The sequence below is a fragment of the Nocardioides astragali genome, assembly GCF_024436375.1.
Taxonomy (GTDB): domain Bacteria; phylum Actinomycetota; class Actinomycetes; order Propionibacteriales; family Nocardioidaceae; genus Nocardioides; species Nocardioides astragali.
The window spans coordinates 474570-498098 of sequence record NZ_JAFMZM010000003.1 but is presented as its reverse complement, the minus strand read 5'-3'; the positions used below and the strand labels follow the sequence as shown (position 1 = coordinate 498098).

The following is a 23529-nucleotide window of genomic DNA, read 5'->3' as shown; positions in this document are numbered from 1 at the left end:
CGTTCCGGCCATGGGTTCAGAGGAGGCGCAGCTTCGTGGCGTTCGCCACCGCGGCGGCCCGCGAGGACGCGCCGAGCTTTCGTCGGAGGTTCGCGACGTGGCGGTGCACCGTGTGGGGGCTCAGGAAGAGCCTGTCAGCGATCTGTGCGTCGCTGGACCCCTGGGCGACCAGACGCAGGATGTCGACCTCGCGCGGACTCAGCGTCCCGGAGTTGCTGTCGCCACCTCGAGCGTCGACGCGCGCACCGAGCAGCTCGAGTGCCTGCTGAGCCGCCTTCGTCTCCGCCGCCGCGCGTTCGGGTCTCCCGGCTGCCTCCAGTGCACTCGCCAGCACCAGCCGCGCCCGGGCCGTCTCGTAGGGAGCCGAACATCCGCTGAACAGGTCCACGGCGTCCTCCGCAGCCTCGCGCGCGCCCTCGAGCTCCCCCGCGCCGACGAGCACCTCGCCCCGGACCAGGCGCACCCGCCCGCGGAGGTACGGCGTCGCAAGACCGGGCGCCTCGAGCTGGTCGAGTGCCGCGTGTGCCTGCTCCGAGTCGCCAGCAGCGGCGTGCGCCCGCGCCAGCAGCTCGAGTGCGGGCAGACGGTCGAGCACGCTGGCATCGTCGAGACGCCGCAGAATGCGCTCGGCCGCCTCGATCGCGGTCCTGGGGTCACCCGCCTGGAGGTCGAGCGCGCCGAGTCCGATCACCGCGTGGTGAAACGGCAGGGCCGACTCGAAGAGAGATCGCGCCTCCCGTGACCGTCCCTGGCGTGCGCGAAGCTCGGCGAGACGCACCGTGGTGGGAGCGGCGAGCCCCGGCCGGGTCGACGAGAGGTCCGTCAGCGCGGTCGCGAGCTCCTCCTCAGCCAGTGGCCACTCACCTCTCGTCGTGAGGACCCCGCCGTACGACGTCCGGCAGATGCCGAAGAAGTGGCGCGCCCGCCACGTGGCGGACCAGCTGTGGAGGGCCCGGCTCCACTGATCGGCGCGACCGAAATCGCCGGCATCGGCGCAACCAGAGACGGTGTGGCACAGCGCCCATCCGGGTGCCGCGGTGTCACCGAACTCCTCCGAGACAGCGAGGGCAGCGGACTCGTCGAGTCGCTGCAGCCCCTCCCCGATCGCGCCGGACGCGATCAGCGCACCGCCGAGGATGGCAAGCGCGACCACCTCGACATCGATCTCGTCGCACGCCCTGGCCAGCTCGAGTGCGGCTCTGGCGATCCGTTCGGCCGTCCGCGGATCGTTGTCTGCGAGCAGCGCGACGTCGGCCTCCAGCAGGAGGACGAACCCGAGTTCGGCGCAGGGAGGGTGTCCGTCGAGCAGCGCGTGTGCTCGACGGAGCCAGACCGCACACACGGCGTCGTCACCGCGGAAGTCGAGATGGTCCGAGGCAACCCACATCGCCATCCGAGCGGCACCACGGGCATCCTCAATCCGGCGATAGCCATGGTAGGCGCGCACCCGCGCGGACAGCGTCACCTCCGAGTCGCCCTCCCACCAGGCGGCTCGGCTGATGCCTTCCCACGCCGCCGGCGAGTCCTCGGCTGCTGCCGCTGCTTCGAAGCACACGCGCGCGTCAGCCCACGCGGCGCGCGCAAGGGCCGCCTGCCCGGCGGCCAGAGAGCTCGCGGCGCTCACGGTGGCATGTCGATCGAACGCAGCAGCAGGTAGACCTTGCAACCCAAACACAGCCCTGTCGTTGCGTTCGTGGCAGCCCCGGCGACCGCGACGGCGACGAAGCCATAGCCAATGCGATCGACGCCGATCACGAAGCCCAGCAACGCCAGAGCGGTCAGCACGAACCCGATGAACTGCGCGAAGCGGGCCGGGCGAGCATCCTCCAACTCAGTTGCTGCTCCGATCCGCGGCCAGACGAAGCGGGCAAAGATCTGCGCCCACACGGACCAGTGCACGCTCACGAACGCGGTGAACCCAAACACGGCAACCTGGGAGGCGAGCAGGCCGAGAGCCAGCGGACGGGCGACACCAACGGTGAGCAACACGATCGCGAGCACGCCTGCCGTTGCTGCGGCGCCGAATCGGAGGGCGCGCGGGTCGACCTGACCGCGGAGTGGACACGAGGTGACTCCGGTGGTGCCCATATGGTGCTCCTGACAGTGCCTACGCTAGCGCCTGTTCGGCGAGGTACCCGCGGAACTTCGTCCGGGGGAATCTACCGTTCATGTCAGCGCCTGGTGCGTCAAGGTTCCTCCGCTTCGACCCAGATCATTGATGGCCCTCCAACCGACGCGGTGACTGGACTGTGGGTGACACTCTGAGCTCCAGGCGACCTGCTGCACGATCCAGGGGACAGGTCCTGCCTGGACCGGCTGCCGCTCTGTATCTGTAACCGCTGTGCAGTGCACCCTCCCTGTTGAACTTTCGCAGGCGAGACCTAGCCCCACGTTCGAGCTGAACTGCACACTGCCCATGTTGGCCTACAGCCGCTCCGCGCGGTGTGGGCGAATGCAGGGGGAGAGGGGCCTGGTCCTACCGGGCACCGGGCCAGCGCGGCCACGCCGGGACGCGAAGTGCCAACCACGTTCACGGCTTGACAGTCATTGGCGGCGATATGGGCTAGGTCAAGCTGACACCAGTTCGTGCAGCGGACCCCTCCCCAGCGCATAGGGCAAAGGGCGACGTCGGTCTCGCCGAGCCGAACTAAGGTGTGTCGACCAGAAGGAGGCGCACCGACATGGCCCGGTTCTCCAAGCGAACCTTGCGGATACTCGGCGACGAGTTCGCCGGCTCGTGGACGCTTGCGACCATCACAGACCTCTTCGACGACGCCGACGTCGAACTCGGCGACGCTTCAGCCGCCAGCGAGGTCAGCGGCCAGCGACGCGGGCTCGCGATCCAGTACATCTCCACGTTGAACCTCGACCACCCCGCCGACATCGCGAAACTAGTCGAGGTCGTTAATCACGTCCTGTTCGAGATGACCCACCGTTCTGAGACAGAGCCGTTGGCTGTGGAGTTCACCGAGCGGTTCATCGACCAGCTTCGTCGGGACGGGTTCACGCTGGACGAGCAGACCCAGATTGTCGGGTCCGCGCAGGTTCAGTTCGCCACCGAGTTGCTGTCCTCGCTCCCGGACGCCTCTGCCATTCGCGACCACCTTCGCCGCCTCAACGACAGCATCGAGAGCGACCCGCGGTTGGCCGTCAGTGTCGCGAAGGAGCTCGTTGAGTCGACCGCCAAACTCGTGCTCCGAAGCCGGAAAATCGCCTACACGAAGTCCGACGACGTCCCGCAGCTCGTCGCCCGCGCGCAGGAGGCGCTGAGATTGAATGCGTCTGGTGTCGAAGGAACAGCCGAGGAAGGCAAGGCCCTTCGCCGCATCCTCCAGTCGCTGACCAGCCTGACGCAGGGCATCACCGAGCTTCGCAATCAGGTCGGCACCGGCCACGGCCGCGAGAGCGTCCCCACTTGGGTCCGGCCACGCCACGCGCGCCTCGCCGCAGGCGCCTCCCAGACGTGGTGCCAGCTGATGCTGGAAACCCTCGAGGACCGCGACGCGCCGTGGCGAGCCACTGACTCCGCGTAGCACTACACCGCCCAAACAAGGACCTGACGGCAGCCAGGCACTGGGCGTTGCGCGATCTCTCTGACTCCGACCGTGGAGGGTTGCCGGTAGGGGGCGCGTCAATCTGGGCGGTATGACTCACGAGCTGAGGGCGCGCGACCCCAACGCCTACGCCCTCAGGCCTGAGACTCGCCCGCGATGTTGACCAGCCAGTTGATCCCGAAGCGGTCGACGAACATGCCGAACTCATCGCCCCAGGGGGCGGGCTCCAGCGGCTGCCGGACCTGACCGCCCTCGGACAGCGCCGCGAACCAGCCCCGCAGCTGGTCGCCGTCCTCGGGACCGCCGGAGAGGCTGATCGAGACGTTGTCACCGAAGGTGACCTGCACCATCTCCGGCGGGGCGTCGGCCCCCATGAGCGTGATGCCGCCGGGCGTCTCGAGCTGCCCGTGCATGACCTGGGTGGCCATGGGGCCCTCGGTGCCCATGTCGCCGAAGGTCATCACGTTGAGCTCACCCCCCATGACCGACTGGTAGAACTCCATCGCCTCGCGCGCCTTGGCGTCGGGGAAGTTGAGGTAGGGGTTGAGCAGGACGGCCATCGGGTGCTCCTCACGGGCTCGGCAGGTCCGTTCCACGTTAGCCAGCGCGGGGGGCGCCGGGAAGGGTTCAGCGACCGAGGTTAAGGACCACGGTCAGCAGCACGGAGAGGACGACTGACACCAGGATCATCATCAGGCAGCCGAGGCCACCGCCGAGAGGCCGGATGCGTACGGGCGACACGTCAGTCCCGGTCCTGCGGGGCGTACGGCCGGTAGTAGTCGGCGTGCCTGGTCCGGGTGTCCTCGTTGGCCCACTCGGAGTCGTCGTAGTCCGGCGCGGCCTGGATCTGGTTCTTGCTCATGCTGAGGATGACCCTGCGATCCTCGTGGTCGATGCCGACGACGACGCCAGCGGGGATCACGCGCTTCTTGCCGAAGATCCAGAAGCCGGTGTCGACCACCAGCCACTGGCTGGATGCCTCGGTGCTGGCCTTGTCGATCTTGCCGATCGAGCCGCCCTCGACCTCGACGTCGTAGCCGACCAGGTCGCGGTCCTGCGCCCACTCGCTGTCGCGGTAGCTCCACACGGTGTCGCCCATGGCGGTCCTCCTCGGGTTCGGTGACGGACCATCGAGGCAACCACCGTCCGACGGGTCCGGGCACACCCGATGGGCTGGGTGGTGCAGCGCCCCCGCGGGTCGGCGCCTTCGCACCAGGCGCGACGGCATGACTGAGAGCTGAATGCCGAGTTCCCCAGCCCTCACGCGCCGGCTTCCCTAGCATCAGCCCGTGGACAAGGGGGGATACCGCCTGAGCTTGGCAGTGTGCGCGGTGCTGATGTTGGCGCTGAGTAGCACCGCGTGCGAGGCACCGTCATCCTCGAGAGACGCCGCGCCGACCCCGATTGCCGCGTCTCCGAGCTCGGCTGACGCGGACGCCATGCAGGCGGCTGTGGCAACCGTCCGGGCCTTCTTCGCCGTGAAGGGTCGGGCAGAAGACCCCATCGGCGTCCAGATCGACAGGCAGGCGGTCTACCTCACCTCGCGCGACGTCCACCCCACTGTGGCGTACGAGGACGGCATGGACGGTCATCCGACCGGCATCACCGACTCCGACGTACGCGTCGAGCTGTCCGACCGGCGATGGTCCGGTGACAGGATCCGGATCGACTTCGCCTTCGCCAGCACGGGCTCGAGCTACCCCGTGCGCGGCCGAGAGCTGCAGCTCGATGCGGGCGCGCCGCAGGAGTCACATTGGGAGGGCACTGCGACGCTCGAGAACCGCAACGGTGAGTGGCTGATCGACGACCTGACCGTCGATTCCTTCGGCGGCAGTGTCAAGTGAGCGGGCTTTTGATCCGGATGGGTCAGTCCGAGCCGGAGTGGCCCCGCAGCAGGTCGCCGAAGGGCGTGACGTCGGCCTCGACCTGGGTGCCGGAGCTGCGGCGCGGCCGGGCGGCGAGGTCGGGGGCGAACCCGCCGACGCCGTAGTCCCCCTGGCTCAGCACCGCCGCGGCGAGCTCGGAGGCGGCCCGGGTGATCCGGTCCGACAGGCCGTGGCTGCCGAAGTCCTCGGTCGCCGCGAACACCCCAGTGGGTACGACGACCGCGCGGAGGTAGGCGAAGAGCGGCCGCATCGCGTGGTCGAGGACCAGCGAGTGCCGGGCGCTGCCGGCGGTCGCGGCGATCAGCACCGGCGTACCGGTCAACGCGTCGGGGTCGAGGGCGTCGAAGAACATCTTGAACAGGCCGCTGAAGCTCGCGTTGAAGACCGGGGTGACGGCGATCAGTCCGTCGGCCCCCGAGACGCGCTCGCGGAGCTCGGTCAGGCGCGGCGTCGGGATGCCGCCGGTGACCATGAACGTGGCCAGCTCGCCGGCCACCTCCCGCAGCTCGACGAACTCCACGTCCACCGACTCCCCGCGCGCCGTCACCTGCGCGGTCGTCGCCTCGGCGAGCTGGTCGGCGAGCAGGCGGGTCGACGACGGGACGGTGAGTCCCGCGGTGACGACGACGACACGACGGCTCATGCGCCCTCCTCGACCGACGATGCGGCGGCCTCGGCCAGCGCCCGGGCGGGCTCGACGAGGTGGTGCGGGGAGTCGGGGCCGGCGGCCACGAGCGAGGCGTGCGTGGGCGGGTCGGACGGCACGTGCGCGGGACGGCGGCGCTCGAACTCCTTGCGCAGCACGGGCACGACCTCGGTGCCGAGCATCTCCAGCTGCTCCATCACCAGTGACTCCGGCAGGCCGGCGTGGTCGGCGAGGAAGAGCTGGCGCTGGTAGTCACCGACGTAGTCGGCGAAGCCCAGGGTGCGCTCGATGACCTGCTCGGGAGTGCCGACGGTCAGTGGCGTCATCTTGGTGTAGTCCTCGAGAGACGGGCCGTGACCGTAGACCGGGGCGTTGTCGAAGTAGGGGCGGTAGACCCGCTTGGCCTCGGCCTCGGTCGAGGCCATGAAGACCTGCCCGCCCAGGCCGACGTAGGCCTGGTCGGCGGCGCCGTGGCCGTAGTGCTCGAAGCGGCGTCGGTAGAGCTTCACCATCGCCTCGGTGTGCTCCTTGTTCCAGAAGATGTGGTTGTGGAAGAAGCCGTCGCCGTAGTAGGCGGCCTGCTCCGCGATCTCGGTGCTGCGGATCGAGCCGTGCCACACGAAGGGCGGCGTGCCGTCGAGCGGCGCGGGCGTGGAGGTGAAGCCCTGCAGGGGCGTACGGAACTGGCCCTGCCAGTTGACCTGCGGCTCGCGCCAGAGCTTGCGGAGGAGGTGGTAGTTCTCCACCGCCAGCTTGATGCCGTCGCGGATGTCCTTGCCGAACCACGGGTAGACCGGACCGGTGTTGCCGCGTCCCATCATCAGGTCGACGCGGCCGCCGGAGAGGTGCTGGAGGAAGGCGTAGTCCTCGGCGATCCTCACCGGGTCGGTGGTGGTGATCAGCGTGGTGCTGGTCGAGAGCAGCAGCCGCTCGGTCTTCGCGGCGATGTAGGCGAGGTGCGTCGTCGGGGCCGACACCACGAACGGCGGGTTGTGGTGCTCGCCGGTCGCGAAGACGTCGAGCCCGACCTCCTCGGCCTTGAGCGCGACCCGCGTCATCAGCGCGATCCGCTCGCCCTCGGAGAGCGTGAGACCGGTGGTCGGGTCCGGGGTGACGTCGCCGACGCTGAAGATGCCGAACTGCATGATGCCCTCCATCTAGTTCAAGTTTGTATCATCTCCAACGAGGCTGCGACCCGAAGTATTCCGTGGAATCGCCGGTGGGCGTACGACGTTGGGCCCACGTCCAGGCGCACGCTCGGATGACCGACGTCCCCTGGACGGCTTCGCGAGAGGAGCGACGATGACCGACTTCACCCCCTTCGAGGACCTGCTGCGCGGACACGCGGGCATGCTCGACGACACCGCCCACGATCGCTGGGTGCGAGCCCAGTCCCTCTTCGAGGAGCGGGCCTACCGCGAGGCGGCCGTGCTGCTGACCGAGCTGATCAACGACTCCGCCGACGTGGGGCACGAGCTGACCGACGTACGCCTGCTGCTGGCGCGGTCGCTCTTCCACTCCGCGCAGCTCGACGGCACCATCCGGGTCGCCACCGAGCTGCTCGAGCACGACCCCAACGAGCCTTACGCCCATCTCCTGGTCGGCCGCGCCCTTCAGCGCAAGGGCCGCCGCGAGGAGGCCCAGCCGCACCTGCGCCTCGCCGAGCTGCTCGGCGGCTACCGCACGTGACCGCGCCGCGGCGCCACTCGAGCGGCCATATGTCCGCTCGAGTGGCGCCATGCCGGTGCCCCAGCGTCCACCAGGGTGTCCCAGTGCGAAGCCTCGGTGAACACTCGCCGCAGCACCCCGTCCGGGCGCGACAACCCCGTCAGGACCGACCCATGCTGAGGTCGTGACCAGCTACGGCGACCACTTCGGACCACTCGCCATCGCTCACCGCGGTGGGATGGGGCTCGCGCCCGAGAACACCCTGGCCGCCTTCGGGAGGGCCACCTCCCTCGGCCTGACCCACGTCGAGACCGACGTGCACACCACACGTGACGGGCACGTCGTCTGCTTCCACGACGCGACGCTGCGCCGGGTGACCGGCCACCCCGGACGGGTCGCCGACCTGGACCTGGCCGAGCTCCGGCGGCTCCGCGTGGAAGGCACCGACCAGATCCCGACCCTGGCCGAGGCGATGGCGAGCTTCCCCGCGACGAGGTTCGCCATCGACCTCAAGGACGAGGCGTCGATCGCCCCGATGGCGCGGTTGCTGCGCGCCAACCCGAGCTGGGCCCAGCGCATCTGCGTCGCGGGCGCCTGGAGCCGTTGGCTGCGCCGCCTGCAGGACGAGGCTCCGGGCGTCACGACGGCTCTCGGCTGGCGTTCGCTGACGACGTTGATCGCGTGCTCGCGCGGGGGCGTACGGCCCGTCGGCCTGCGTTCGGCGAGCGTGGCGAGGGGTGCCTTCGCCCACGTGCCGCTGCGCCTGGGCCGGCTGCCGATCCACTCCGAGCGCGTCATCGCGCGGGCGCACGAGCTCGGCATCCGGGTGGTCGTCTGGACCGTCGACGACCCGGCCACCATGCGCTCCCTCCTCGACGCGGGGGTCGACGGGATCATCACCGACCGGCCCGACGTGCTCCGCGAGGTGCTGATCAGCCGGGACCAGTGGGCCCGCCCCGCCCCGGCAGTCCCCAGCGATCGGGTTGCCCCGAGGGTGCTCCCGCAACCCATCTGATGGGGACTACCCGGCTGGGGTGCCGGGACCGGGCGCGACCGCGGAGCCGTGAACACAAGGTGCACAACGGTGACCCCGAGGGCCGTTGCCAGCAGTGTGACGGGCGACACACCACCCCCTTGAAGGAGCCCGCCATGCGTCGGCAGATCCCCCTCGCCTCACTCGCCTGCCTCACCATGTTGTCCCTCGCCGCGTGCGGTGGCGGCGACGCAGACCCCGCCGCCTACCCCGAGTCGGAGATCACCTTCGTGGTGCCCTTCGCCGCCGGCGGACCTACGGACACCGTCACCCGCCTGATCGCCGAGCCGATGTCCAAGGAGCTCGGCCAGCAGGTCGTCGTGCAGAACGTCGAAGGTGCCGGCGGCACCATCGCCGCCGGCCAGGTGGCCGACGAGGATGGCGACGGCTACCAGGTGCTCGTCCACCACATCGGCATGTCGACGGCGCCCGGCCTCTACCCCGACCTGGCCTACGACCCGCTGGAGGACTTCAAGACCGTCGGCCTCGTCACCGACGTCCCGATGACGATCGTCGCCCGCCCGGACTTCGAGCCCGAGACGCTCGAGGAGCTGATCGCGTACGTCGAGGAGAACGCCGACACGGTGACCCTCGCCAACGCCGGTGTGGGCGCCGCGTCCCAGCTGTGCGGCCTGCTCATCGAGCAGGCCACCGGGGTCGACCTCACCGAGGTGCCCTACGACGGGACCGGCCCGGCCCTCACCGACCTCGCCGGCGGCCAGGTCGACTTCATGTGCGACCAGACCACCAACACCGTCACGCAGCTCCAGGCCGAGAAGATCAAGGGCTACGCGGTCACCACCCCCGAGCGGATCGACGCGCTTCCCGACCTGCCCACCACGGCCGAGGCCGGCCTGCCCGACGTCGAGGTCGGCGTGTGGCACGGGCTCTACGTCCCCGCCGACACACCGGACGAGATCGTCCAGAAGCTCACCGACGCCCTCAAGGTCGCGCTGGCCGACCAGAACGTCATCGACAAGTTCGCCGACCTCGGCACCACTCCGGTGGCTGAGGACCAGGTCACGCCGGAGGCCCACACGGCCAAGCTGGAGGAGCAGATCGACCTCTGGACCCCGATCATCGAGGAGTCGGGGGTCACGGGCGGATGAGCACCTACCCTGCGGCGCCCGGGGACTCGCCCGGGCGCCTCGGCGGAGGACGGCCCGGGCCCTCCCTCCCCGACCTGATGGCCGGCGGCACCTTCGTCGTCCTCGGGCTGGCCTTCGCCATCGGCGGCTCGAGGTACGACGTCGGGACGGCGCTGCGGATGGGCTCGGGCTACGTCCCGATCGCCCTCGGCAGCATCCTCACCGTGCTCGGCCTGGTGATCGTGGTCGCGTCGTTCCGCGGCGTCGACCCCACGGTCGCCAACGCCGATCGCGGACCGATCCCGTGGCGACGCATGGGCCTGCTGCTCGGCGCGGTCATGTTCTTCGGGTTCACGGTTCGCGGCCTGGGGCTCGGCCCCGCCCTGCTGGTGACGACCTTCGTCTCCGCCCTGGCCGGCCGCGAGACCAAGCCGACGCAGGCGCTGTTCATCGCGATCGGGCTCACGGCACTCTGCCTGGTCGTGTTTGTCGCGCTGCTCCAGCTGCGGCTGCCCGTCCTGGGCGAATGGCTGGGAGGCTGACGTGGACGGCATCCTCCTGGGGCTGGAGACGGCACTGCAGCCGAGCAACATCCTCATCTGCCTGCTCGGTGTCACGCTCGGCACCATGGTCGGCGTGCTGCCGGGCATCGGGCCGACCGCCACGGTGGCGCTGCTGCTGCCGATCACCTTCTCCTTCGACCCGGTGGCCTCGCTCATCATGCTGGCCGGCATCTACTACGGCGCGCAGTACGGCGGGTCGACGACCGCGATCCTGATCAACCTGCCAGGAGAGTCGTCCTCGGTGGTGACGGCCCTCGACGGCCACGAGATGGCCAAGCAGGGACGAGCCGGTCCCGCGCTGGCCACGGCCGCGCTCGGCTCGTTCTTCGCCGGGACCGTGGCCACCGTGGTGGTGGCGCTCTTCGCGCCACCGCTGGCCCAGGTCGCCCTGAAGTTCGGGTCGGCGGACTACTTCTCCATCGTGGTCCTTGGGCTTCTCGCCTCGATCGCGCTCGCCAGCGGGTCGGCCCTCAAGGCGCTCGCGATGATCGTGCTGGGCCTGCTGCTGGGCACGATCGGGCAGGACCAGTTCACGGCCGTGCCGCGCTTCACGTTCGGCGTGCGCGAGCTCTACGGCGGACTGGACTTCGTGTCACTCGCCGTGGGGCTCTTCGGCCTGGCGGAGATCATCCGCAACCTCGAGTCGCGGCACAACGCGACGCTGGTCACCAAGAAGGTGCAGGGCCTGTGGCTCACACGGGACGACTTCCGGCGCATCCGGATGCCCGTCCTGCGCGGGACGACCCTCGGGTCCCTGCTCGGCGTGCTGCCCGGCGGCGGCCACGTGCTGGCGAGCTTCGCGTCGTACTCGCTGGAGAAGCGGATCTCCAAGACTCCGCAGGAGTTCGGCAAGGGTGCGATCGAGGGGGTGGCGGCGCCGGAGTCGGCCAACAACGCGGCCGCACAGACGTCCTTCATCCCGCTCCTCACCCTGGGACTGCCGGCCCACCCGGTGATGGCCCTGCTGGTGGGCGCCTTCATCATCCAGGGCATCACTCCGGGTCCCAACGTGATCAACGACGAGCCAGAGCTCTTCTGGGGTCTCATCGCGTCGTTCTGGATCGGCAACCTGCTGCTGGTGATGCTCAACCTGCCGCTGATCGGGATCTGGGTGCGGATGCTGAGCGTGCCCTACAGCGTGCTGTTCCCGGCGATCATCGCCTTCGCCTCGATCGGCTGCTACTCCCTGAGCCTGAATCCCTGGGACATCTTCGCGATCGCGGCGGCCGGCCTGCTGGGGTACTTCCTCATCCGCTGGGGGTGCGAGGCCGCTCCGCTGCTGCTGGGCTTCGTCCTCGGCCCGTTGCTGGAGGAGAACCTCAGGCGGGCGATGATCATCTCGCGGGGCGACTTGTCGGTGTTCGTCACCCGGCCGATCTCGGCGTCGCTGCTCGCGCTCGCCCTGGTCATCGTGGTGATCGCGCTGCTCCCGTCCGTACGACAGAAGCGCGAGGTCGTGTTCCAGGGCGAGGACGACTAGGTCTATGGGGCTCGCTCCGCTCGCCCGTGCTCGTCGCCCCTGAGGACGTTGTCTTCCCTCCTCGCTCGACGGCGCTGTCTCGCTGCGCTCGTCACGCTTGCTCGCTCGTCAGTCCAGACAACGTCGGGGCGGCGAGCGCGCGGTCAGGGCTCCACATGCTGGAGGCCTTCCTTGACCCAGCGAGCGTGGCGAGCCCCGAGGTCAGGTCGTCGTGGGGCTCGGCGCCCGACGCCGTCTGGACTGACGAGCGATGCGAGCGCAGCGAGCGAGTCGAGGAGGGAAGACGACGTCCTCGAGGGCGCCGAGCATGCGCGAGCGAAGCGAGCGCCATTCAGCGCGAGTGCCAGCGGTACTCCACCTCCGGCCTTCCGCTGCCGCCGTAGCGCAGCGCGCGGGTGACGACACCGATGTCGGCGAGGTGCTCGAGGTAGCGGCGGGCGGTGACCCGCGAGCTGTCCAGCCGCTCGGCGAGCTCCCGCGCCGACAGCACGCCGGGCGGGCGGCGGAGGTGGTCCATCGCCTCCTTGAGCCGGTCGGCGGTCAGCCCCTTGGGCAGCGCCCCGTCGGACGTCGCGACCCGCAGCGAGCCGAGCATCCGGTCGACCTCGTCCTGCAGCACCTGCTCGGGTGCGTCGACGAGCTGACGGCGGTAGTCGGCGTACTGCTCGAGCTTGGCGCGGAACATCGGGAACGTGAACGGCTTGATGAGGTAGAGCGCCACCCCGTGCGCCACGGCGCGGCGCACCATGTCGGCATCGCGCGCCGACGTCACCGCGATCACGTCGCACAGGTCGCCGGCGGCGCGGAGGTTGCGCAGCAGCCCGAGACCGTGGCCGTCGGGGAGGTACATGTCGAGCAGGACGAGGTCGACGTCGCGGTCGCCGAGCATGCGGGACGCCTCGGAGGCGGAGTGGGCGACGCCGACCACCTCGAAGCCCGGGACCCGGCGGGTGTACTCGGCGTGCGCCTCGGCGACGAGCGGCTCGTCCTCGACGACGAGGACCCGGACGTCGCTGTTGCCCTTGGTGGTGTCGTTCACGGCTGCTCACCGATCGTGACGACCAGCTCGGCACCGCCGAGCGAGGAGCGGCCGATGGTGACGCCACCGCCGAGGCGACGGGCCACCTGGGACACGAGCGCCAGGCCGACCCCGCGGCCGTCCCCCGCGTCGGCCTTGGTGGTCCAGCCGCGCTCCAGTGCGTGGGCGGCCTCCTCCGGGCTGAGGCCGGGACCGCTGTCGCCGACGACCAGCCGCGCGTGGGTGGCCGAGCCCTCGAGGTGCACCACCACCCGCCGGTCGGTGCCGCCGGCCACCGCGTCGAGCGCGTTGTCGACCAGGTTGCCCAGCACGGTCACCAGGTCGCGGGAGGATCCGACGTCGAACTCCGCGGGCAGCTCGCCGCTCACGGTGAGGGAGATGCCACGCTCGGCCGCCTCGGACGACTTGCCGAGGAGCAGGGCGGCCACCACGGGATCACCGGCTGCACCGACCAGCCGGTCGGCCAGCATCTGGGCGACCCGGAGCTCGTCGGTCACGAAGTCGACGGCATCGTCGGGCCGGCCCATCTCGATGAGGGAGACCACGGTGTGCAGCCGGTTGGCGGCCTCGTGCGTCTGGGCGCGCAGCGACTCGGTCAGGCCCCGCACGATGTCGAGCTCGCCGGTCAGGCCCTGCAGCTCCGTGTGGTCGCGCAGCGTGACCACCGCACCCACCTCGCGACCCTCCCAGTACGCCGCGCTCGAGCTGGCGACCAGCACGTGGTCGCCGGTGACGTAGACCTCGTCCGCCCCCCGCTCGCCTGCCGCCGCCTCGACCAGCGCCGGCGGCAGGCCGAGGTCGCCGAGCGAGCGCCCGACCGCGTCGTCGGGGAGCCGCAGCAGCCGTCGGGCCTCGTCGTTGACGAGCTGGACCCGGCCCTCGAGGTCGATCAGCAGCAGTCCCTCGCGGACGGCGTGCAGGACCGCGTTGTAGTACTCGTACATCCGGGTGATCTCGCGCTCGCCCAGGCCGTGGGTCTGCCGGCGCAGGCGGTGGCTGATCAGCCAGGCGCCCAGCACCCCCACCACCAGCACGGAGAGCGCCGCCACCACGATGTCCGCGAACTCGTCCAGCAGCAGGTCGTCGAGCTGGGTGAGGGTGATCCCCACCGAGACCAGGGCCACGACGGGCGCCTCTTCCGAAGTGCCGAACACCGGCACGATCGCGCGGATCGACGGCCCGAGCGTGCCGGCGTACTCCTCGGTGAAGACCTCGCCCACCGACGCACGGCCGAGGTTGCCGATGAACTTCTCGCCGAGCAGGTCCTCGTTGGGGTGCGACCAGCGGGTGCGGTCGGTGGCCATGATCACGACGAAGTCGACGCCGGTGTCCACCCGCACCGCCTCGGCGTAGGGCTGGAGGAGAGCGGACGGGTCGCCGGTCGCCATCGCCTCGTGGAGGACCGGGGACCGGGCGACCGCTCGAGCCACCGAGACCGCCTCGTCGCGTGCGCCCGAGCGGATGTCGGAGCGCGCGTCGTACGTCGCGAGGAGGAGCGCCGTGACGACCAGGACGAGAACGGCGATCACCTGCAGGCCGAGCACCTGGCGCGCGACGGACCGCTCATGGCGGGCACGCTGGGGCATCAGGGCCTCCGGTGGGGAACGGGCATCGAGGAGCGGCCCCCGGTGCGGTGAGGCTACTCGGGTGTGACGTGTGTCTCACCATTGTGTTCATAGTGTGCGTTCGTAGGGTGTGCCCCATGGGACTCAAGGACCTCTTCACCTCCGGCAGCTCCGAGGCGCGCACCGCCAAGGCCGCGCTCGACGCCGCTGACGACCCGCAGGCCGACCCCGGACCGGTCGACCGGCTGGTGGCGATGCTGGTCGACACGGGACTCGACGGGCGGGGGCCGCTCAGCTCCGCGCGGGAGCTCGCCGAGGAGGCGTTGCTCGACGTCGACGGTGACCGCGAGCAGGCGGTCGCCCGGCTGGCGCGCGCCAGCACCGTCAAGGGTGGTATCGGCGGCTTCGTCACCGGCCTGGGCGGCTTCATCACGATGCCGGTCTCGCTGCCGCTCAACGTGGCCGAGTTCTACATCCAGGCGGTGCGGATGGTCGGCGGGATCGCGACCCTCCGCGGCTACGACGTCGACGAGCCGCGCGTGCGCACCGCGGTCCTGCTGACCCTCGTCGGCTCGGACTCCGAGGAGGTCCTCAAGAAGGCCGGGATGGCGACGACCGGCAGCCGGCTGACGTCGTACGCCCTCCGGGGGATGCCGCCCGCGGCACTGATGGTCGTCAACAAGGCCGTCGGGTTCCGGTTGATGCGCGGGGTGAGCGAGAAGCTGCTGTCCCGCCTCGGCCGCGGCATCCCCGTCGCCGGGGGGTTGGTGGGCGGCGGCATCGACGCCTTCATGATGAAGAAGATCGCCGACCACGCGATGAAGGAGTTCCCGGCGATCAGCTGAGCCGGCATCGCTGGTCGAGGTGCGCGGTCAGGTGCGAAGTCCGTGGGTGCGCCGGGTGTGCAGCAGCCAGGCGATCCCCGCGAACGGCAGCACCAGCGGGAGCCAGCCGTAGCCCGCGCCGTACGACGACCACACGGTCTGGTCGGGGAAGAGCCCCGGGTCCAGCACCGTGAGCGTGCCGACCGTGAGGACCCCGACCAGCTCGAAGGTGACGGCGCCCCACGCCAGCCGCCGCGGGTCGGGGCCGATCTCGGCCAGGCCGAGGGTGGCGGCGATGTAGACGAGACCGGCCAGGGCCGAAAGTCCGTAGGCCACGGGTGCCTCGTCGGCCCTGGTCAGCAGCTGTACGAGGGAACGGGCGCTCGCAGCGAGCGCGAAGACGCCGTACACCGCCACGAGGGTGCGGCCGGCGCCGCTGCGGGTGGACGCCGGAGCCGGGTCCGTCATCACGACGGCCAGATCTGGAGGGCGCGGACGACCAGGAACGCCTCGGTCAGCGCGACGACGGCGAGCACCGCCGTGGCGCCGCGGCTGCGCTCGGCCAGCGACCACGCGAAGCCGAGCGGCAGGACGACCAGCGCTGCCAGCAGGTAGCCGAACAACGTGACGGCCGCACCACCGTGCAGGTCGACACCGCCGACCTGGGTCGCGGCGACCACCAGCAGGACGAGGGCACCCACCTCGATCACGCCGGCGAAGCCCAGCAGCCCCCAGTCGGGCGTACGCCCCAGCGCGACGTAGACGAGCACCACCGCCGCGAACGCGAGCGAGGCGACGACCAGGGCGAGTGGCAGCGGGCCTTCCATGGGGCCAGATTGTCCCCGACGCTCCGCACACGACCGGACCAGCCCCGCCGACCGTCACTCTTCCCTTTGGGGGGTCGTGCCACCCATCATCTGTGCATGACCCTTGCCACTCGCGCCGCGGCCGCCGTCGGCGCCGCCCTGCTGCTCCTGCCGGCCACGACCGCGAGCGCCGTCCCGGCCACGAGCCGGGCCACGGTCCTGCAGGCCCATCTCGTCCCGAGCGGCGACGCGGACGGCAGCGGCAAGGCCACCGTGCGCCTGCGCCCGGCGGTCCGTCGCGTCTGCGCGACGATCTCGTGGTCTGGGATCCAGAAGCCGTCCGCGGCCCACATCCATCGCCGCTCGGACGATCAGGTCGTCGTGGACCTGACGGGCTCGGTGACCGGCGGCGCCAGGTGCGTGCGCGCCCCGCGGGCGCTCATCCGCGCCATCGCTGCGCGACCGGGCAGGTACTACCTCAACGTCCACAACGCCACGTATCCCGCCGGGGCCGTGGAGGGCACGCTCCACCCCTGAGCAGAGGCACCCCGTCGGCTCACGCAGACGCCGGCGGCAGGTGCTTCTTCATCAGCCGCTTGACGCGACGCTGCTTGCGGTCGGGGATCATCGACCGCATCTCCTCGAGCTTGCCGAAGCACAGCAGCCGGTCCTCGCCCTCGAGCACGGTCTTGATGCGCGGGTTGGGGATCACCTGGGTGCCCCGGTGCAGGGTCAGCACGGTGATGTCGCGCTCGTCGAGGCCGGACTCGCCCAGCTTCTTGCCCACCATGTCGGAGCCTGCGTGCACGACGATCTCGGCCACGCCGTAGCCGGTGGAGACGGTGAGCCGCTGGCGTACGTCGATGTCGGGGAAGGCGACCTGGTTGTCGATGAAGTCGATGATCGCGCCCGCGACGTCGAGCTTGGTCGCCGCCTCGATGCCCTCCAGGCCGGGCGAGGAGTTGACCTCCATCACCTGCGGACCGTTGCGTCCCTCCAGCATGTCGACACCGGCCACGCGCAGGCCCATGATCTGCGCGGAGCGCACGGCCACGCGCTCGAAGTCCTCGTCGAGATCGACGGGCTCGACGCTGCCGCCGCGGTGCACGTTGGAGCGGAACTCGTCGCCCTGGGCGACCCGGCGCATCGCCGCCACCACGCGGTCACCCACGACCAGGGCGCGGATGTCGCGGCCCTTGCTCTCCTTGACGAAGCTCTGGATCAGCACGTTCTGCCGGGTGCTCTGCAGCGTCTCGATGATGGCCTCGGCGACCTTGATGGTGGGCGCCAGGATCACGCCGATGCCCTGGGTGCCCTCCAGCAGCTTGATGACGACCGGTGCCCCACCGACCCGCTCGATCGCGGGGATCACGTCCGCGCGGTCCTGCACGAAGGTCGTGGCCGGCATCGGGATCTTGTGGCGCGACAGGATCTGCGTCGCGCGCAGCTTGTCGCGGCTGTTGGCGATGCCGTAGGAGGTGTTGGGCGTGTAGACGTCCATCTGCTCGAACTGGCGCACGACCGCGGTGCCGAAGTAGGTGATCGAGTTGCCGATGCGCGGCAGCACCGCGTCGTACGTCGACAGCTGCTTGCCGCGGAACAGCAGGTCGGGCTCCTCCCCCGTGAGGTCGATCCCGAAGCGCAGCGTGTTGAGCACCTTGACGTCGTGACCGCGGTCGACGGCGGCGGTGCGCAGGCGTTGCGTGCTGTAGGAGCGCGGCGCGCGGGAGAGGATGGCGAGCTTCATGGGCAGACATACAAGCACGCGGCCACCTGAGAAGATGGCGCGGTGTCCACGCCCCCAGCGCCCGAGTCCGACGCTGACTCCCCCGCCACCGTAGTGGGGTGGCGCGAGTGGGTGGCCCTCCCCCAGGCGGGCGTCGACTGGCTGAAGGCCAAGATCGACACCGGCGCCCGATCGTCGGCGATCCACGCCTTCGACCTCGAGGCCTACGACGTGGACGGGCAGGAGTGGGTGCGGTTCTCGATCCACCCGTGGCAGCGCTCCGACGAAGACGTGGCCGAGCTGAGCCTGCCGGTTCTCGATCGCCGCGAGGTGCGCAGCAGCAACGGCCAGGTCGAGCAGAGGTACGCCGTCGCCATGGAGGTCACCCTCGCCGGTCGCACCATCACCACCGTGATGACACTGAGCAACCGCGACGAGATGGGCTTCCGGATGCTGATCGGCCGCGAGGCCCTCGAGCGCGGCTTCCTCGTCGACGCCGCGCGCTCCTACGCCGGCGGCAGGCCGCGCCGGGCGGTCCGCCGCAAGAACTGGGGCAAGTGATGCCGCGCGAGTCCTTCGCCATCGGCGGCGTCCGGATCCGCGCCGGGACGGCGCGGGCGCTCGAGCTGCCGATCACCCGGCTGGTGACCGGCGCCGACGTGACGCTGCCGGTGCGGGTCGTCCACGGGCGCGAGGCCGGACCCAGCGTCTGGATCGATGCCGCGATCCACGGCGACGAGGTCGCCGGCGTCGAGATCGTGCGCCAGGTGATGGCAGCGCTCGACCCCAAGACCTTCCGCGGCACGCTCGTCGCGGTCCCGATCGTCAACGTCCTCGGCTTCATGACCGGCGACCGCTACCTCCCCGACCGACGCGACCTCAACCGCTCGTTCCCGGGCTCCGCCCGCGGCTCGCTCGCCGGCCGGATCGCGTTCCTCTTCATGCGCGAGATCGTGGCCGGCTGCGAGGTCGGCATCGACCTCCACACCGGCTCCGACCGGCGCAGCAACCTGCCGCAGGTCCGCGCCGACCTCGACGACCCGCGCACCCGCGAGCTGGCCCAGGCCTTCGGTGCCCCCGTCATGCTGCACGCCAAGATCCGCGACGGGTCGTTGCGCCACGCCGCCCGCGAGCAGGGCGCGAAGGTGCTGCTCTACGAGGGCGGCGAGAACCTGCGGTTCGACTCCTACGCCGTCGACGCGGGCGTGATCGGCGTACGACGCGTGCTGGCCTCGCTCGGCATGACCGAGCCCGTCGACGAGCCGCCGGTCGAGCCGAGCCTGGAGTGCCGCTCGAGCGGGTGGGTGCGCGCCCGTCGGACCGGGATCCTGCACCTCGACGCCGCGCTCGGCCAGAAGGTCAGCGACGGCGAGCGGCTCGGCACCCTCTTCGACTCCTTCGGCAAGACCCTGCGGGCGGTCTACGCCAACCGCGACGGCATCGTCATCGGGCGCACCGAGGCACCGCTGGTCAACTCCGGTGACGCCGTCGTGCACATCGCCAGCTGACCGACCCCCGTGGCGGCGCGCCGGCATACCTGAGCCAGCCCGGTGCCCTGCAGATCGTGGTGCTCCCGAGTCACGGGGTGACCCGGGTCTTCCACGATCTCGCCCGTCAGTCGGCCTGATCGCCACCACCGACCGGCTCGGCACCCTCTTGGGCAAACCCTTCGGCATCCTCCCCGGCATCCTCCTCGGCATCCGCCGTGTCTCCCACGGTCGCGCCCATCAGCCCCGCGCGGAGGGCCGCCTCCCGCTCCTCGTCGGTGACCCGTCTCCCCGCGCCGGGGAAGATCGACTCCTCCGGGTGCTCGGCGTAGGGGTCGGGATCGGGTTGGTCGCTGGTCATGTCTCGACCGTACGCCGCCGCCGTGCACGGAACCTTTCGTGCACGGCGCACGGTCTGGGACGTCCGGTGCACGCAATCTTTCGTGCACGACCCAGGGCCGGCGCTGCCCGGTGCACGCAATCTTTCGTGCGCCCCTCGCTGTCGGACCGCTCCGCCACAATGACCCCGTGAGGCAGACATGAGGCAGGCGTGAGCCAGCACTGGGTGCTCCACGTCGACATGGACCAGTTCCTCGTCGCCGTCGAGCTGCTGCGCCGTCCCGAGCTGGTCGGGCGGCCCGTCGTGGTCGGTGGCCGCGGCGACCCGACCGAGCGGGCGGTCGTGTCGACCGCGTCCTACGAGGCCCGCAAGCACGGCGTACGTTCGGGGCTGGCGCTCAAGCTCGCCAAGAGACGGTGCCCCGACGCGGTGTTCCTGCCCGTCGACTTCCCGGTCTACGAGGAGGCGTCCGCTCGGGTGATGGCGACTCTGCGCGCGACCCCGGGCGCCGTCGTGGAGGTGCTCGGCTGGGACGAGGCGTTCGTCGGTGTCGAGACCGACGACCCGCTGGCCACGGCCCGGGCGATCCAGGCCGCGGTGCTCGCTGCGACCGGCCTGCACTGCTCGGTCGGCATCGGCGACACGTTGGTACGCGCCAAGATCGCCACCGACTTCGGCAAGCCGCAGGGCACGTTCACCCTCACCCGCGACAACTGGATGGAGGTGATGGGCGAGCGGTCCACGACTGCGCTGTGGGGCGTCGGCCCCAGGATCGGGGCCCGGCTGGAGGCCATCGGCATCCGCACGGTCGCGGAGCTCGCCGGCGCCGACGAGGAGGCGCTGGTGGCGGCGTTCGGCCCGTCGAGCGGAAGCCACCTCGGTCGGCTCGGGCGAGGCGGCGGGCGCTCGCGACCGGACGACACCCCGTGGGTGGCGCGAGCGCACGGACGCGAGACGACCTACCAGGCCGACCTCGCCGCGCCCGACGAGGTGCGCGCCGCGCTGGCCGAGCTCGCCGGGCGGGTGGTGGACGACGTCCGGGCCGAGGGCCGCGCCGTGCAACGCGTGCACCTCAAGGTGCGCTTCGCTCCGTTCTTCACCTTCACGAAGGTCCGCAAGCTGACCGAGCCGACCTACGACGTCGAGACCATCACGCAGACGGCGTACGCCCTCTACCTCGCCCTCGACGACGCGCGCCCGGTGCGGCTGCTCGGGGTGCGCGGCGAGATGGTGCCGCCCGAGGGTGGCTACTGACCCCGGGCGGCCCCCCGTCACTCCGTGGCGATGGCGTCGAGCACCTTCATCCGCGACGCCCGGATCGCCGGCACGATGGCGGCCAGCACCCCGAAGATCACCGCGACGACGAAGAACACGCCGAGTCCGTTCAACGGGAGCGCCAGCTCGGTGAGGTCGTCCTTGAGGGACTCGCGCAGCACCACGCCGATGACGAGCCCCACCACCATGCCGAGCACCGCGCCGAGCAGGGCGATCGCCACGGACTCGAGGGTGATCATCCACCGGAGCTTGCGCCGCGAGAGCCCGACGGCACGCAGCAGCCCGATCTCGCGGGTCCGCTCCAGGACGCTGAGGCCCAGCGTGTTGACGATGCCGATCACCGCGATCACGACGGCGAGGGCGAGCAGGCCGTAGATGACGTACAGCAGCTGGTTGACCTGCCCGCTGATGAGCTCCTTGAACTCCTCCTTGTCCTGCACCGCCAGGATCGGCAGGTCCTTGACGACGTCCTCCAGGTCCTGCTTCACCGCACCTCGGTCGGCCCCGTCCTCGACCATGATGCTGAGGCTGGAGTCGCTGCGCTTGACCCCGGCGTCACGCAGGACCGACAGGGGGACCGTGATGCCGCTGGTGGTGGGAGTCTCCTCCGACACCCCGACGACCTCGAGCGCGATGGTCTCGCCTCCGGGGAACGCCACGTCGATGGTGTCTCCAGGACGGGCTCCGAGGTCGTCGGCACGTCCCTCGTTGAGGATCGCCTGGTGCCCGGACATCTGGTCGTTGCCGTCGATCATGGCCAGGTCGTAGATGTCCAGGAAGCCCTGGTCGACGCCCGAGAGGAAGGTCTGGTCGGGCTTGCCGTCGACCTCGACCGTCACCGGCGTGCCCTGCTGGCGCGAGACCAGGGCGACGCCGTCCACGGCCTCCATCTGGTCGCCGAACTGCGCCGGGAAGCCTTGGAAGGTCGGCATCTGGACGAGGAAGTCGCTCTTGAACTCGTCGTCGACGACCTTGTCGTTTGTCGCGCTGAGCGACGAGGCCAGGACTCCCACGGCCGAGACGACGGCGAGGCCGATCATCAGTGCCGAGGCGGTGGCGCCCGTACGCCGCGGGTTGCGCAGCGCGTTCTCGCCGGCCAGCAGGCCGGGAGTGCCGAAGAGGCGTCCGAAGACAGCCCGGCACGCGACGAGCACCGGGTGCCCGACGACCGGGGCGAGCACCGCCGTGGTGATCACCCAGATCACCGCTCCCGCCCCGATCCAGATGGCGTCGGTGCCAGGAGCGCCCATCAGGCCGAGGACCGCGAGCGCAGTGCCGATCACCATGGCGACCCCGCCGAGCACGAGGCGCAGACCCATGCTCTTCTCCTGCACCTCGAGGTCGTCGCGCATGGCAGCGACGGGCGCGACCTTCGCCGCCCGACGGGCCGGGACGAACGCGGCCACCATCGTGACGACGACGCCGACGACGTAGCCCGCGACGATCGTGAACGGGGTGAGCGTGAGCACGTCTCCGGCGATGTCGAGACCGAACGAGCGGAACAGTCCAGCCAGTAGCCGCGAGAGGCCGAGGCCGAGGAGCAGGCCGAGCGTCGAGCCGACCAGCGCCATCAGGAACGCCTCGACCAGCACCGACCGCGTCACCTGCTTCTTGCTGGCCCCGAGGGCACGCAGCAGGGCGGACTCCCGCACGCGTTGGGAGACCAGGATCGAGAAGGTGTTGAAGATGATGAACGCGCCGACCACGATCGCGATCACCGCGAAGGTGGTGAGGAAGATCGAGATGACGTCGAGGAACTGACCGATCTGGTCCTGGGTCTCCTTCACCACCTTGTCGCCGGTCACCGCGGTGAAGCCGGCGGGCGCGACCGCCCGGGCCGCGTCGGCGAGCTCGGTCTGGGAGACGCCCTCGGCTCCGGTCAGGGCCACGCTCGTGAACGCGTCCTCACCGTCGAGGAAGATCTCCTGGGCCTCCTCGGTGTCGAGGAGGACAAGGGTGGCTCCGGCGGTGCCGCCGCCGTTGAAGTCGGCGGTGCCCACGAGGGTGAAGTCCCGCTTGGGCTCAGCGGTGGGCACGATCATGGTGACCGTGTCGCCGACCTCGTAGGCGCCGCGCTCGGCGGACGACGTGTCCAGCGTGACCTCGCCGGGCTTCTCGGGCCAGCGCCCCTCAGTGAGCACGAGGATCTCGTCGCCCTGCATGTTGTCGACGGGCGCGTAGTTGAAGGCGAGGGTCGGTGCGCCCTGCCCGCCGACCAGCTTGTCGTCCTTGCCGAGCAGGAAGGAGCCGATGCCGTCGACCGACCCGACGGCCGCCTCGACCTCGGGCAGCGCCGCGAGATTGTCCACGTCCGCCGGCGTCACGAACTGTGTCGTGCTCACGCCGGCGTTGGCGGCCTGGAGGTCGCCCTCGGGTCGCACCATGGCGTCGGAGGTCGAGCCCTCGACGATGTTGTCGAACGTGGCGTTGAGGCCGGTGCTGAAGGTCATCACGCCCGACAGGAAGCCGATGCCCAGGACGATCGCGAGCGTGCTCATCATCAGGCGCACCTTGCGGGCCAGCAGGTTGCGCCAGGTCAGGCGGAGCAC

The 23529-nt window shown here is 70.6% G+C and carries 25 protein-coding genes; 12 read left to right on the top strand and 13 right to left on the bottom strand.

Translation table 11 applies throughout. The features are described from left to right. Positions 1-16: 16 nt before the first annotated feature. Complete coding sequence (locus J3P44_RS11580; protein ID WP_255890503.1) at positions 17-1624, bottom strand: LuxR C-terminal-related transcriptional regulator; 1608 nt, start codon at positions 1622-1624, stop codon at positions 17-19. Beyond that, the gene (locus J3P44_RS11575; protein WP_255890502.1) at positions 1621-2088 is read right to left on the bottom strand and encodes a DUF4395 domain-containing protein; all 468 of its coding nucleotides are present in this window, start codon (positions 2086-2088) and stop codon (positions 1621-1623) included. Before J3P44_RS11575 ends, J3P44_RS11580 begins: the two co-directional genes overlap by 4 nt. A 593-nt stretch (positions 2089-2681) precedes the next feature. Here J3P44_RS11575 and J3P44_RS11570 point away from each other — a divergent pair. Then, positions 2682-3533: an abortive infection family protein gene (locus J3P44_RS11570; RefSeq protein WP_255890501.1), complete on the top strand. Its 852-nt coding sequence runs from the start codon at positions 2682-2684 to the stop codon at positions 3531-3533. A gap of 155 nt (positions 3534-3688) precedes the next feature. Here the strand turns inward: J3P44_RS11570 and J3P44_RS11565 are convergent, their stop codons facing one another. Together J3P44_RS11565 and J3P44_RS11560 are read right to left on the bottom strand one after the other, a co-directional pair. After that, entirely contained in the window at positions 3689-4114 is a 426-nt protein-coding gene (locus J3P44_RS11565) for a VOC family protein (protein ID WP_255890500.1), read from the bottom strand. Between the two features lie 182 nt (positions 4115-4296). Next, on the bottom strand, positions 4297-4653 hold the full coding sequence (locus J3P44_RS11560) for a PRC-barrel domain containing protein (protein WP_255890499.1): 357 nt from the start codon (positions 4651-4653) through the stop codon (positions 4297-4299). A 340-nt stretch (positions 4654-4993) separates the two neighbouring features. Between J3P44_RS11560 and J3P44_RS11555 the strand changes: the two genes are divergently transcribed. Further along, positions 4994-5398 carry a hypothetical protein gene (locus tag J3P44_RS11555; RefSeq protein ID WP_255890498.1) on the top strand — a complete coding sequence of 135 codons (405 nt, stop codon included), beginning with the start codon at positions 4994-4996 and terminating at the stop codon, positions 5396-5398. A 22-nt stretch (positions 5399-5420) separates the two neighbouring features. Here J3P44_RS11555 and J3P44_RS11550 read toward each other — a convergent pair whose 3' ends face one another. Together J3P44_RS11550 and J3P44_RS11545 are read right to left on the bottom strand one after the other, a co-directional pair. Then, complete coding sequence (locus J3P44_RS11550) at positions 5421-6083, bottom strand: FMN reductase (protein WP_255890497.1); 663 nt, start codon at positions 6081-6083, stop codon at positions 5421-5423. Next, entirely contained in the window at positions 6080-7243 is a 1164-nt protein-coding gene (locus J3P44_RS11545; protein WP_443678174.1) for an LLM class flavin-dependent oxidoreductase, read from the bottom strand. The genes J3P44_RS11550 and J3P44_RS11545 overlap by 4 nt, the downstream gene beginning before the upstream one ends. Positions 7244-7388: 145 nt before the next feature. Between J3P44_RS11545 and J3P44_RS11540 the strand changes: the two genes are divergently transcribed. From J3P44_RS11540 to J3P44_RS11520, 5 genes are all read left to right on the top strand, one after another. Continuing rightward, positions 7389-7775: a tetratricopeptide repeat protein gene (locus J3P44_RS11540; protein ID WP_255890496.1), complete on the top strand. Its 387-nt coding sequence runs from the start codon at positions 7389-7391 to the stop codon at positions 7773-7775. Between the two features lie 163 nt (positions 7776-7938). Beyond that, positions 7939-8769: a glycerophosphodiester phosphodiesterase family protein gene (locus J3P44_RS11535; RefSeq protein WP_255890495.1), complete on the top strand. Its 831-nt coding sequence runs from the start codon at positions 7939-7941 to the stop codon at positions 8767-8769. A gap of 134 nt (positions 8770-8903) precedes the next feature. After that, positions 8904-9896, top strand: coding sequence for a tripartite tricarboxylate transporter substrate-binding protein (locus J3P44_RS11530; RefSeq protein WP_255890494.1), 993 nt, complete (start codon positions 8904-8906; stop codon positions 9894-9896). Continuing rightward, a complete protein-coding gene (locus tag J3P44_RS11525; RefSeq protein WP_255890493.1) occupies positions 9893-10417 on the top strand; it encodes a tripartite tricarboxylate transporter TctB family protein in 525 nt (174 codons plus the stop codon). The genes J3P44_RS11530 and J3P44_RS11525 overlap by 4 nt, the downstream gene beginning before the upstream one ends. A gap of 1 nt (position 10418) precedes the next feature. Next, the gene (locus tag J3P44_RS11520; RefSeq protein WP_255890492.1) at positions 10419-11918 is read left to right on the top strand and encodes a tripartite tricarboxylate transporter permease; all 1500 of its coding nucleotides are present in this window, start codon (positions 10419-10421) and stop codon (positions 11916-11918) included. A gap of 331 nt (positions 11919-12249) precedes the next feature. Here J3P44_RS11520 and J3P44_RS25505 read toward each other — a convergent pair whose 3' ends face one another. Together J3P44_RS25505 and J3P44_RS11510 are read right to left on the bottom strand one after the other, a co-directional pair. Further along, positions 12250-12957, bottom strand: coding sequence for a response regulator (locus tag J3P44_RS25505; protein WP_255890491.1), 708 nt, complete (start codon positions 12955-12957; stop codon positions 12250-12252). Then, a complete protein-coding gene (locus tag J3P44_RS11510) occupies positions 12954-14543 on the bottom strand; it encodes a sensor histidine kinase (protein WP_255890490.1) in 1590 nt (529 codons plus the stop codon). Before J3P44_RS11510 ends, J3P44_RS25505 begins: the two co-directional genes overlap by 4 nt. 116 nt (positions 14544-14659) lie before the next feature. Between J3P44_RS11510 and J3P44_RS11505 the strand changes: the two genes are divergently transcribed. Next, on the top strand, positions 14660-15367 hold the full coding sequence (locus J3P44_RS11505; protein ID WP_255890489.1) for an EcsC family protein: 708 nt from the start codon (positions 14660-14662) through the stop codon (positions 15365-15367). A gap of 27 nt (positions 15368-15394) precedes the next feature. On the opposite strand, the gene J3P44_RS11500 is transcribed toward J3P44_RS11505, so the two are convergent. Next, the gene (locus J3P44_RS11500) at positions 15395-15814 is read right to left on the bottom strand and encodes a hypothetical protein (RefSeq protein ID WP_255890488.1); all 420 of its coding nucleotides are present in this window, start codon (positions 15812-15814) and stop codon (positions 15395-15397) included. Next, positions 15814-16173 carry a hypothetical protein gene (locus J3P44_RS11495; protein ID WP_255890487.1) on the bottom strand — a complete coding sequence of 120 codons (360 nt, stop codon included), beginning with the start codon at positions 16171-16173 and terminating at the stop codon, positions 15814-15816. Before J3P44_RS11495 ends, J3P44_RS11500 begins: the two co-directional genes overlap by 1 nt. 96 nt (positions 16174-16269) lie before the next feature. On the opposite strand from J3P44_RS11495, the gene J3P44_RS11490 reads away from it, so the two are divergent. After that, complete coding sequence (locus J3P44_RS11490; protein ID WP_255890486.1) at positions 16270-16689, top strand: CHRD domain-containing protein; 420 nt, start codon at positions 16270-16272, stop codon at positions 16687-16689. 19 nt (positions 16690-16708) lie between these two features. On the opposite strand, the gene J3P44_RS11485 is transcribed toward J3P44_RS11490, so the two are convergent. Continuing rightward, complete coding sequence (locus tag J3P44_RS11485; protein WP_255890485.1) at positions 16709-17899, bottom strand: RimK family alpha-L-glutamate ligase; 1191 nt, start codon at positions 17897-17899, stop codon at positions 16709-16711. Positions 17900-17941: 42 nt separating this feature from the next. Here J3P44_RS11485 and J3P44_RS11480 point away from each other — a divergent pair, with 42 nt between their 5' ends. Together J3P44_RS11480 and J3P44_RS11475 are read left to right on the top strand one after the other, a co-directional pair. Continuing rightward, complete coding sequence (locus tag J3P44_RS11480; protein WP_255890484.1) at positions 17942-18439, top strand: ATP-dependent zinc protease family protein; 498 nt, start codon at positions 17942-17944, stop codon at positions 18437-18439. Continuing rightward, positions 18439-19386, top strand: a complete 948-nt coding sequence (locus J3P44_RS11475; protein WP_255890483.1) for a succinylglutamate desuccinylase/aspartoacylase family protein — start codon at positions 18439-18441, stop codon at positions 19384-19386. The genes J3P44_RS11480 and J3P44_RS11475 overlap by 1 nt, the downstream gene beginning before the upstream one ends. Before the next feature lie 106 nt (positions 19387-19492). Here J3P44_RS11475 and J3P44_RS11470 read toward each other — a convergent pair whose 3' ends face one another. Further along, positions 19493-19726 carry a hypothetical protein gene (locus tag J3P44_RS11470; RefSeq protein ID WP_255890482.1) on the bottom strand — a complete coding sequence of 78 codons (234 nt, stop codon included), beginning with the start codon at positions 19724-19726 and terminating at the stop codon, positions 19493-19495. Between the two features lie 189 nt (positions 19727-19915). Here J3P44_RS11470 and J3P44_RS11465 point away from each other — a divergent pair, with 189 nt between their 5' ends. Beyond that, positions 19916-20959: a DNA polymerase IV gene (locus J3P44_RS11465; protein WP_255890481.1), complete on the top strand. Its 1044-nt coding sequence runs from the start codon at positions 19916-19918 to the stop codon at positions 20957-20959. Positions 20960-20976: 17 nt separating this feature from the next. Here J3P44_RS11465 and J3P44_RS11460 read toward each other — a convergent pair whose 3' ends face one another. After that, positions 20977-23529: an ABC transporter permease gene (locus tag J3P44_RS11460; protein ID WP_255890480.1), complete on the bottom strand. Its 2553-nt coding sequence runs from the start codon at positions 23527-23529 to the stop codon at positions 20977-20979.